10 protein-coding genes are annotated in these 10,496 nt (G+C 34.1%); 6 read left to right on the plus strand and 4 right to left on the minus strand.

Translation table 11 applies throughout. From position 1 onward, the window contains the following. Window positions 1-2,279 precede the first annotated feature (2,279 nt). Window positions 2,280-2,408 carry a hypothetical protein gene (locus ACNHOZ_RS28530; protein ID WP_447697440.1) on the plus strand — a complete coding sequence of 43 codons (129 nt, stop codon included), beginning with the start codon at window positions 2,280-2,282 and terminating at the stop codon, window positions 2,406-2,408. Between the two features lie 359 nt (window positions 2,409-2,767). Further along, entirely contained in the window at window positions 2,768-3,307 is a 540-nt protein-coding gene (locus ACNHOZ_RS28535; protein WP_447697441.1) for a shikimate kinase, read from the plus strand. Window positions 3,308-3,454: 147 nt separating this feature from the next. Here the strand turns inward: ACNHOZ_RS28535 and ACNHOZ_RS28540 are convergent, their stop codons facing one another. Further along, a complete protein-coding gene (locus tag ACNHOZ_RS28540) occupies window positions 3,455-4,009 on the minus strand; it encodes a helix-turn-helix domain-containing protein (protein ID WP_447697442.1) in 555 nt (184 codons plus the stop codon). A 323-nt stretch (window positions 4,010-4,332) separates the two neighbouring features. Next, a complete protein-coding gene (locus ACNHOZ_RS28545; RefSeq protein WP_154992621.1) occupies window positions 4,333-4,626 on the minus strand; it encodes a hypothetical protein in 294 nt (97 codons plus the stop codon). 756 nt (window positions 4,627-5,382) lie between these two features. Between ACNHOZ_RS28545 and ACNHOZ_RS28550 the strand changes: the two genes are divergently transcribed. From ACNHOZ_RS28550 to ACNHOZ_RS28560, 3 genes are all read left to right on the plus strand, one after another. Further along, window positions 5,383-6,234 (plus strand): helix-turn-helix domain-containing protein, encoded by an 852-nt coding sequence (locus tag ACNHOZ_RS28550; protein ID WP_098113934.1) that lies wholly within the window; start codon window positions 5,383-5,385, stop codon window positions 6,232-6,234. A gap of 193 nt (window positions 6,235-6,427) precedes the next feature. Continuing rightward, complete coding sequence (locus ACNHOZ_RS28555; RefSeq protein ID WP_176521466.1) at window positions 6,428-7,060, plus strand: DUF3967 domain-containing protein; 633 nt, start codon at window positions 6,428-6,430, stop codon at window positions 7,058-7,060. 55 nt (window positions 7,061-7,115) lie between these two features. Then, the gene (locus ACNHOZ_RS28560) at window positions 7,116-7,391 is read left to right on the plus strand and encodes a hypothetical protein (protein ID WP_098113932.1); all 276 of its coding nucleotides are present in this window, start codon (window positions 7,116-7,118) and stop codon (window positions 7,389-7,391) included. An 88-nt stretch (window positions 7,392-7,479) separates the two neighbouring features. Here the strand turns inward: ACNHOZ_RS28560 and ACNHOZ_RS28565 are convergent, their stop codons facing one another. Next, on the minus strand, window positions 7,480-7,791 hold the full coding sequence (locus ACNHOZ_RS28565) for a hypothetical protein (RefSeq protein WP_098113931.1): 312 nt from the start codon (window positions 7,789-7,791) through the stop codon (window positions 7,480-7,482). Between the two features lie 376 nt (window positions 7,792-8,167). Between ACNHOZ_RS28565 and mobQ the strand changes: the two genes are divergently transcribed. Then, a complete protein-coding gene (gene mobQ, locus ACNHOZ_RS28570; RefSeq protein WP_447697443.1) occupies window positions 8,168-10,150 on the plus strand; it encodes a MobQ family relaxase in 1,983 nt (660 codons plus the stop codon). Here the strand turns inward: mobQ and ACNHOZ_RS28575 are convergent. Next, window positions 10,147-10,452, minus strand: a complete 306-nt coding sequence (locus ACNHOZ_RS28575; RefSeq protein ID WP_447697444.1) for a hypothetical protein — start codon at window positions 10,450-10,452, stop codon at window positions 10,147-10,149. The genes mobQ and ACNHOZ_RS28575 overlap by 4 nt on opposite strands. Between the last annotated feature and the right edge of the window lie 44 nt (window positions 10,453-10,496).

The following is a 10,496-nucleotide window of genomic DNA, read 5'->3' on the forward strand; positions in this document are numbered from 1 at the left end:
TCTACGACGTCTACATCCACAACCAAAGAAATTCCAACAACACATATTTGTTTCACCTCGTTTGATTGCCTAAAGGCTTATTTAGTCAACTTAAGTTGACTCTACTTTTATTAAAGAATACCACCTAATAGACCGATAATTGTGGAAAGTAATGATCCTAAATCTAACATATCATTATCCCTCCTTTATGCATGAAAATAGCGCAAATAAGATTATTTGCATAGATTTATCATATGCTCGTCCTATTATAAAGGTTCATTACTAGTTGAAAATCCACGGATGACTACTCTAATTGTTACCTACAAATTGGAATGGAAAGTCTCTTATAATTTAAACGTATAGAATATCGTAAGGAGATTAAACTAATTTAGAAGTCTTTTTAGACTCCGTTTAAAACCCGATTTGTTTATCAGTAGAAAAGCTATCTCTTCCCCAGATAGCTTTTTGCATTTATGTCATTTTTTAAAGGTGAATACCATGTACATAAACCGCAAAATATTTAAGGCGTTTTTAACATTCTTTATTGTTTCTTCTTTTCCGTTTGCTACTATTTTGTTTACGGATTATTTGACCAGGACAAATAAGAAAAGTAATTAATACTGGTAGTGAATAGGCATAAAAATTTTGAGCACACTATTGGTGACTCCAACAGGTGTCATTGGATAAACGTCGTGCAATATAAAAGCCACCTTTTCTCCTAGGTGGTTTTTCTTTGGATTTTAAATACCATATCTTAAGCTTGATGGTACATATTACCTGTGTTACACTGACCCTAACGACAAAACATCGTGTATGTAAGATGTTTCGTTTATTTCCTGCATTAAACACCAAAAAAGCCACTGTCTAGGTCCAGTGGCTTTTTTGGTGTTTTCGTATAAATTATTTATGGGAAAACAATATCAAGACATTGTCTATTTTCATTATAGGTAAAAGACGCTTTCTTTTAGAGGAAAGCGCCTTTTACTTGAGTTCCTAGCATTAGTTTTAGTATGCCATTTTTTAAACTTTATATGCTAAACAGCGATACATTGTTTAGTATCTACTGTGCTAGAAACTGTAATAGCTTTTTAAGAACTAGTATTAGTACTTTCGCTTTTATTCAAAAAGCTAGCTATTAGCTGGTGTTTTACTAGTAGTTAGATCTTTTGTACTAGCGTTTTACTGTTTTTAGAGATAAACGCAATAAAATTAACATCTAAAGGTTCTAATTCTTCTTCAACATAGCTATAAATACTTGCCTTATTGTCTCATTCATAGCCTACTTTCTTAATCTTCAATTGAATCCTACGAGCACTTACATCATACTGATCATCTAATTTCTTTCATCACAATTGTATTTAAGATTTTTTTTACAAACATACTACTAGCCCACATTTTTATTTTAAGAGCATAGTGCTAGCATTCAAATGCAGCATGATGTTTCCGACTCACAAATTTTAAATAAAATGATAAAAAAGCTCAAAAAATCTTTGAGCTTTTTCAGGAGTGAACCTCTCCCACTAAACAATACTCTGACCAATAGGGACATGTCTAAGGGCCGTACTAATTTAATGAAATATCCGTGTCACACTACCATTATATGTGGGAAATATGGTGTATGTACCTAATGTATACAAGACTTTTGTAACAAATAATCATATATATATTGCTTACAAGGATATTAATTTTAAAAAAGGACTCAACATGCTCCCTTTTATGAATTAAACTAGCAAACAACTCCCGAATGGACCGATTTGGGAGTTGTTTGCTCTTATACGAGTATGAAAATAGCCTGGGTAGACAAAACTAGCAAAGACGCTTTACAGCGTCTATTCGGTCATTCGCACTGTTACAAACTAAAGAATGGAAAGCAGAAAATACTACTTGAAAAAATTAACTAAACAATTAGATGAAGTAGTGTTTTCTGTTCTTCAACTTACGTAAGAAAGGTATACATACAATCAAAAAATGAGTGCTCAATAATAGCATGTGTAATCATATACATCACATAATTTCTTTAATACTTGAACATGATATTTACGATGGCATAAAGTCTCTATATGTTATGATTTGAAGTATTTGGTTGTATACAAAAAACTCTTGGGAGAATCGTAACCGAGAGTTTTTTGTTTTAACGATTTAAAGAGATGTTCCTACTTTTGAATAAAAACATCACGCAAAGAGCAAGCTACTCAAGATTGATTAAAGTTTCAAAATCACAATGTAAAGTATTGATGATAAGAGCTAAAAAAGCACCTTAGAGAGAAGGTGCTTTTTTATTTGAAAGGAATAATCGAAAGATGAAACCATTTTTAAAATATCTGTTTTTCTTAATTGGTGGAGTTATTTGTATTAGTCTTCTAGTGTTTTCTATTTATACAGATCTTGCTCACTTGAGTGAATACAATCCTGCTCCTCTTGAGAAGTGAAAAGCGTATAGACATGCAAGTCAACATCATGAATTAATTTACTTTTCTAGGAGCAAACTATCAAAGATTCTTTGTACGCCCTGAAGTATCACTTTACGGCCAAAATTGTATAACATCCAAAACAGAAAAACTGCCTCTTCCCCGATGGCAGTTTTTCTGTTTCATGAGTACATATCTTATGTGTGCGTAGTTAACATAAAACCATTTATCAGAAGTAAATACTTAGTATAGCAGAAGGTTTAAGCCTTCTTTTAGTTTATATTGACTCTAAAAAATAATAATGTCCCACATATAAGACATATATATAACAGTGATTAGGACAGTAATTTAACTGTCGATTACAAAGAGGAAGGTGAAATATGTCTAAGATATGTATCATTGGAAATGGTTGTGCAGGGAAGACTACTCTAGGGAAAAAGTTAAGCCAAAATCTTTCACTTCCATTCTTTGAAATGGATGAAAAACTGAAATTTTTAAAAACAACTCCTTTTCCTACTAGGCAACAAATCAGACATTTCTCAAGAGAACTAAACAAATTATTAGATAAAGATAAATGGATAGTAGAAGGTTGGGGTTATAAAGAAACATATGAAGAAAGATTTAAAAAAGCAGATATTATTATTTTTCTAGATGTACCTTTTAAAGTGTGTTTAGAACGCTGTCATAAAAGGTTAGGTACAAATGACTTAGAAGTTCTAAAACGAGGTGTAACAAAGTTAAATATATTTGATAAACATGTACGTCCATTGCTATTAAAACTAATTCAAAAATATAAAGATGACTCAGAAAAAATAATTCTAGAGATTGATCAGGATTTCAAATATGAGGATGTACTGAGACAAATTAACATGAATACAGTGCCTATTAATAAGCAATCTGAATATCAAACAATAATTTGAGCACACTACCCATGATGCCGCAACGCATCAACCTATGTGATAATTCTTGTAGTAGAAAAACTCCCTACGGAAATAGGGAGTTTTTCTGTTTTTAACCTGGATTCTCCATACATTTTCAGTTAACATAAAACGTATTATAAAAACTGTTTATGCTTTTAGTTGCTTAACGCCTTCTTTTACGTTCCACACGACAACACCAAACATAATGAGAATAATTAAAATGCTACCACCACTAACTAATATAGAATTAGGTGTCTGTGTTCCAGCTAGTTTTGCAGATATGTAATAACTAATTCCTATCACGATAAGAGTCGCAATTGGTATCAAATGAGATATAAAGGCTCTTTTTCCATGCCGCTTCATTTCTTTATAGCCAAATATTAGTGTAATAAGTGGAAATACAAGTGGGGCAAAAAACAAACTAAAATAGTTTAATGCAGATAAAAGACTACGATTAGAAAACATACCTGTTCCTCCCTTTACTTTAATCTTACCTTGCAACGAACGATCTCCTTTTATTAATTCATCAAGACTAATTTCAAATAGTTCACTTAGCATGATTAAATTTTGAATGTCAGGGTATCCTTTTCCACTTTCCCATTTATAAATTGCTTGTCTGGTAACATTCATTTTTTGGCCTAACTGCTCTTGTGAAAGATTTTCGTTTTTACGTATCTTTTTAATTTGTTCAGCAAGTCTCATCTTAGCTTCCTCCCTCACATTTAGTTTATGATTTTAATCAACATAAAGCGATAAACCCTTGGTATTCATATGACAACGCTTAGTTTACATTGAGAAAAAGATCACTATTTAGTAAAAAAATTAGGTGAAATAAAAATATGATTTAAAAAAGTTGTTGTAGAAAACAACTTTTTTAAATCATATTTATTACCTTATTATACCACTAGAAAGACACGATATATCGTGTCTTCTGATAAGAATCTATTATCAATATCTAGTTACCATAATCCACATTCTAGGAACTTAAAAAGCCTTATAATTCTCTATAAGGCTTTCTTGAATATTTAGGGTCCAGAAATCCCATAAGCAATAGCTAATAGAAACATAAAAGCAGACAATAAAATAATTAATATCCCATTTGCTATAATACTGAACCACATAATTCTTGGAGTTTTAGTTCTGATCCCTAAAATTAGAGAAACAATAAACCCAATATCTATAAACAGATATATCCATAAAGTAATATCTAATCTGCCAATAGCATTAGGAAACGTTCTACCAAGAGTAAAAATAATAAGAGTGACTACTAATAAAAAAATTGTTAAAAAAATAGACTTGAATTCTTTGTTAATACTCAATCGATCCCCCCTAATCAAATACAATAATACCATATAAAACCATTTCTAAATATGTATATTACATGCAAAACAAGTTAACATAATACCTCTTTCCGGAACACATCAAAAAAGAGAACCCTTGGGAGGCAAAGGTTCTCAAAAGGGTCCTCTTTATCGATTATGCAGCTTTTTATACATCCTTGATTTATCAATGTTTGGCCTCGGGCTGAGTGACAAATAGATGAATAAAAAGCGCACCTTTTATACATATGCTTCAGACCCAAAAAATAGCATTCGGGACCATAATATGGTACATTAAAGGTCAGACTATTTTACAAATTTCAACGTAGCAAAAAAGCAACCTCAATCTCCTATGACAAAGATGAGGTTGCTCTTTTTTATTTAATACGAAAACATAAAAATCTGTTTCATAAGATACAGCGAAAAAAAAACGGATATATGCTTAAATTATCTAAAAATTCCATTGTTAAACTTGGTAGAGTTTGCTATGATTATATCAATTACATGATCGGAAAATCGAAAAAGGCAAAGCGTGTTGTCGAAGGATTAGGGCCCTTCTTCAACCGTCCACCGTAAACACACTACGGTAAACACCTGCTTCACCTTTTCTTTAGTTTAATTCTATGTTCATTTTACGATAGAATTACATTAAAAACAAGGGGAAGTTCTATACTCTTTTATCATTTTAAAAGACGTGTTTACCTGTAAAACGGTATCACGTCTTTTTTCGTTTTCCATAAAAGGGAGCGAATGAAAATGGCAAAAGAAAAAATTGAGATTATTGCAAGTGTAGAAACATACGAAAACTTATCATCCTTTAAGTCTATTGAAGAGCTAAATGAAACAGTAAGATCTCACGTAGAGATAAATAAAAACACCCTAAAGAAAACTCACATTGCAGTACTAAAAGTCTTACATGGACATTCAGCGAAACACCTAGGCGTTTCTTTCTTAACAAAAAACAACATTGGCAAATTAGTTGGTAAAAGTCGCGCTACTATTATCCGTGTGTGTAAGCATTTAGAGGATCTAGGAATTATTAAGCAACTAGAAATGAAACGCAGAAGTGACATGAAGCAAACAAGTAATGCGATTATTATTCAACCAATCCAAAAAGAAGAAGCAGCCAAAGAAAATGATCAAATTCAACAAAATACAACACAAGAAAACTCAAATATGCAACACCAAAAAAACAAAACCTTTTTAAAACAATTACATAATATTAAACATCTAAATATGAGTAGAGAAACATCTAAGCGTAAACCTTATATAAAAATGGTTCCTAAAAGACTTCAACAATATCAAGCTTTCTTTGGCAATCAAACTAAGTCTCTATACGGACGTATTTGGCTTGCAATGAAGAACTTTGGTGTATCAGTTGATAGAACTATTATGCAAGATATTGCTCATATTGCTTTTGATAAACTTGTAGATTACATAAAACAAGGGCGTAACCTTTCTACTGAAGAAATGCATAAATTAGCTTATACCATTGCCTATAATCAGCTTTTAGAGCGTGACGATACAAAAGCAATGGCAAACTTTGTAGATAGTTTTATTGAACGGACTAAACATCTTAAAAACCACCCCTTACACTCAGGCATATAAGGGATGGCCGCCTAAGCAAAAAGTCCCTTTATAAAAATAATCTAAAACTATACTTTTTAGAAATTAATATGAATTCTAAGTGAGATGGCCGCCGTTCATCAGGGCATTCTTTAAATATATTCGTTTGCCAGGTCTTTAATTGAAGGGCTAATATAATGTCATGACGAATGAATTAGAGAGGGGGCATGACGTTATGTCTGATACGAATAACTTTGTTTATAAAACGGGTGAAGTTTTAAAGAGGTTAGATCTTAAGGATTCTGTCTTTAAAAAATACGTTTTTAGTCTTGAAAAAGAAGGGTATTCTTTTCAGAGAAACAATTTAGGACATCGCCTTTTTACAGAGGAAGACATAAAAGCTTTGGAGATGTTTTTAGAGCTAATCAGTTATGACGGTATGACCATTGAGTCTGTAGCAAGGAAGATAGGGACGGCCAACAAGAAGCAAATAGAGCCAATGGGTCATGACGTCATGACTGGAAACGACATAGATGGTCATGACGTCATGACCGAAAAAGATGCTAGTAGTCATGACGCTATGACGCTAATGAGTGTACTTTTAAAAGAGCAAGAACAACGCTTTGTAAGGCTTCTTCAGGAACAAGAACAAACATTTAAAAACGAGATACAGGCTATTAAAGATAGTCAAATTCAAGAAGTTTATGAGCTTAAAAAAACATTGCTTGAAAGAATGGATGACGATACAGGAACTGAAAAAAGAGACGAAATCCTTATTCAAGTTATGCGGGACATCAGAGAAACTAAAAAAATGGTGGCTGCTTCCCAGGAAGATAACAAAAAGAAGTGGTGGGAGTTTTGGAGATAACATACTAGACTAATATATATAAGTGTCAGCTACCACAAAAATGAGGGGATGGAAAATGCGGATTAAATTTGAAGAGCCAGTTACACCTGAACTTATTGCCAGTACATTACAAGGGTTGATGGACGAGTATGATGTAAGTCTTTCAAAAACGAATTTGTATATCAATTTCCGTAATACTGATGGAGAGTTAGTGACGTTAGTAGATAGTAATGGGGATGAGATTGAAGGAATTGTAGTCAAAAAACCGAAAACTCAAAAGCCCAAAAAGAAAGAAACGACAGGCAACCTAGTTGAGTTTCCAAATAAAGAACGAGAAATTGATATTGAATAGTATAAGAAATACAAGGTTTCAAATTGGCTATCTTAGTTTGAATAAACTAAGATAGCCAATTTGAAACTCTGATAATTTATAATATAAATTATTCTTCGGCAGTAGCTACTTCAGCTTCTGCTTTTATTTTTTCTTTTACAACTACATCATGATGCAAAATCTTATCTTTATTTTTCCCTACATAGGATTGCAGTGCCTTTGCAATCTTTTCTGCTTCCTCTTCACTTTGAATCTCAAAGTGTTTCTCAAAGATCGCGCCGACTTGAATCAGTCGTCTTGTTCTTTCTTTTCTCTCTTTTTCTCTTTTACGCGCTTCAACTTGTTGTTTCTTCGCTTTCATCTTCTCAATTTTCTCTTCTAACTCCTGAAGAATTTCCTCGTCTGTTCGCTTCTTTGGCACCCATCCTCATCTCCTTTTTATGTTCTCTAATGTTTGAATTGATTATATCAAAAATTGAGATAAATTGGTATCCTCAGCATGGATTCTCTCACCAGGATATGGTATAATTCCCTTAGATCGAAGAGATAAGGGCGCACTTATACATCGTACCGATGTGTGCGGTTCCTTCGGAACGAAAAGACAAAAATAAAGACTCATTCGCCTAGATGGCGAATTTCATAAAATCTGTTTGCCTATCGGCAAAGATGAAACCACCATCTGACACCTTCGGTGTTCATGATGCTGATTTCATCAAAAACGTTGTTTAGCGCACTTTGTGCTCTCATCAACTTATTCCTAAAACATAAACGCATTCTGGAGAAAGGAGGAACGAATCATGGCTATTTACCATCTATCGATGCAAATTATCAGCCGTTCAAAAGGACAATCAGCTGTTGCGGCAGCTGCTTATCGCAGTGGCGAAAAGTTACATGATGAACGTACGGATGAGCAAAAGTTTTATACTCGTGATGTACAACCGGAAACCATGATTCTGACTCCTTCTCATTCGCCAGAATGGATAAAAGATCGGAACCGTTTATGGAATGAAGTTGAAAAAGTAGAGAAACGAAAAGACTCACAATTGGCGCGCGAATTAAACATTGCATTGCCAATTGAGTTAAATCACGACCAACAAAAAGAACTCATTCAGTCTTTTGTAGAAAATGAGTTTGTTCAAAAAGGAATGGTGGCCGACATCGCCATCCATCGTGACGATACGAATAACCCTCACGCTCATATCATGTTGACGATGAGAAATCTGAATCAAGATGGGTTTGGCAAAAAGAATCGTGACTGGAATGCAGACTTTGCGAATGCTAAAGAAAACAATCGTGGGTACGTTAAAAACAGCGAAGGCTGCTTATCCATTCGTGAGCAATGGGCGAATTATGCCAACCAAGCGTTGGAGAAAGCCCAAAGCAAGAAGCGCATCACGCACCTTTCTCATGAGAATCGTGGTCTTGAAGTTCTTCCAACCATCCATTTAGGGCATGTCGCTCACGACATGGAGAAGAAAGGGAAACAAAGCGAGCGCGGCCAAGTTAACCGAGAGCGCCAAGAATACAATCAAGTAGTTGTCGACTTACAGACTTACCGTCGCCAAAAAGAAGCTCATCTACAAAAGATGCAAGAAAAAGAGAAGCAATTTAGCTTCTCTACAGATATTGAAAAAACACATATTCAAAAGGCGGCTTCTCTCTTAAATCAACAAGTCGTTTCCTTAGACGATATCTACAAGCGCCATGACGAACTACGCAAAATGAGCGATCGTCATGATCCGATTGAGCGCCATTTTCATGTTCAACAGCAACAATTCCTGAACGTCAGCAATTATTATGACCGTGTGAGGGCTCTGGAGCGTGAAATTAAGCAGAATGAAGAGAAAGTAGATGAACTCAAGGGATCGCTTAATCCGTTTAAACTGAAAGAAAATAATATGATGAAACGTCGTTATCTTGATAAAATCTCTGACCTTGAAAGCAATAAAGCAAACTATGAAAGCAGCATTGAAAAGTATAAAGAATCTCTACGTTTTTCAAATGAAGAAGAGTTCTATGAACGCTATAGAGATTTCTCCCAACAGAAAGAAGACCGTCAGCATCAAATTAAGTACGAAAAAAAGCAAATTCAAGTGGAAACGAAGGTATTGTTACAAGCAGAAGAAGCCATTAAAATGGCTAAAATCCGTGAAGTAAGCTCACATTATCCTGATTTAAAAACAGCCGGACAACACTTGAGCTATGACAATGCCTTAAAACTCGAGAAACATATTGATATGGCCAAAAAGACGCCAGTAACACTAGAGGTTATCGAAAAAGCGATTGGCAATCCAAAAGATGAGTTGTACAAACTAAAGAAAAATGTAAAGATTTTCGAAACAGAAAAAGATTATCTAGATAAGATGCAGAGTCAAGTTACAAGCCTTGAAAGAACAGAAAAAGAACTTGAGAAATTAAGTAATAGCCCTGGTGAGACAGCCAAACGATTGGTTTCAAACAAAGCACGTCAACATTACGAAGAATTGAAGCATGAAGCAAATCACTACAAAGCGAACCTTAAGGAAAAAGGATATAAAGGACCAGATGATTTGAACAAGCGACAAAGCGAAATTAGAGAGCTTGAGAAAGATGTCATCCCAGCTATAGAAAAGCAGATAAAAACTAAAGAACAGGTCATAGGAACGATCTCAGGCATCTTTGATGCCATCCAACAAGCTACTCGCAGTGAAGAACAAGCGCAGCAGCGACATGAGCTTAAAAGGATGAGAAGTACTAATATAAACAGGTTTAAAGATAAAGGCTCAGAATTTGAACGTTAAAAAAGGCTTGTCCAAGTAGCTGAACAAGCCTTTTTATCTATAAAATCAATAATTTGAATGACGTTTACAATTACAATTTGAATGGTGATTTTTATGACTGTCATGACGATCTCTGCAGTTACTACCTTGACCATGGCCGCCACTATAGTTATATCCATTATCATAATCATTGTTATAGTTACCACCGTAGTTGCCACGGCCGCAACCACAACCACCGTTGTTATTATTGTAGTTGTCCCAACAGCTTCTACGACGTCTACATCCACAACCAAAGAAATTCCAACAACACATATTTGTTTCACCTCGTTTGATTGCCTAAAGGCTTATTTAGTCAACTTAAGTTGAC

This window comes from Priestia sp. D51 (genome assembly GCF_053345675.1).

What these genes read in the sequence shown, in the direction of transcription:
- ACNHOZ_RS28530 (WP_447697440.1), top strand. Translation starts at nt 2,280, where the DNA reads ATGAAACCATTTTTAAAATATCTGTTTTTCTTAATTGGTGGAGTTATT.
- ACNHOZ_RS28535 (WP_447697441.1), top strand. Translation starts at nt 2,768, where the DNA reads ATGTCTAAGATATGTATCATTGGAAATGGTTGTGCAGGGAAGACTACT.
- ACNHOZ_RS28540 (WP_447697442.1), bottom strand. Translation starts at nt 4,009, where the DNA reads ATGAGACTTGCTGAACAAATTAAAAAGATACGTAAAAACGAAAATCTT.
- ACNHOZ_RS28550 (WP_098113934.1), top strand. Translation starts at nt 5,383, where the DNA reads ATGGCAAAAGAAAAAATTGAGATTATTGCAAGTGTAGAAACATACGAA.
- ACNHOZ_RS28555 (WP_176521466.1), top strand. Translation starts at nt 6,428, where the DNA reads ATGTCTGATACGAATAACTTTGTTTATAAAACGGGTGAAGTTTTAAAG.
- ACNHOZ_RS28560 (WP_098113932.1), top strand. Translation starts at nt 7,116, where the DNA reads ATGCGGATTAAATTTGAAGAGCCAGTTACACCTGAACTTATTGCCAGT.
- mobQ (WP_447697443.1), top strand. Translation starts at nt 8,168, where the DNA reads ATGGCTATTTACCATCTATCGATGCAAATTATCAGCCGTTCAAAAGGA.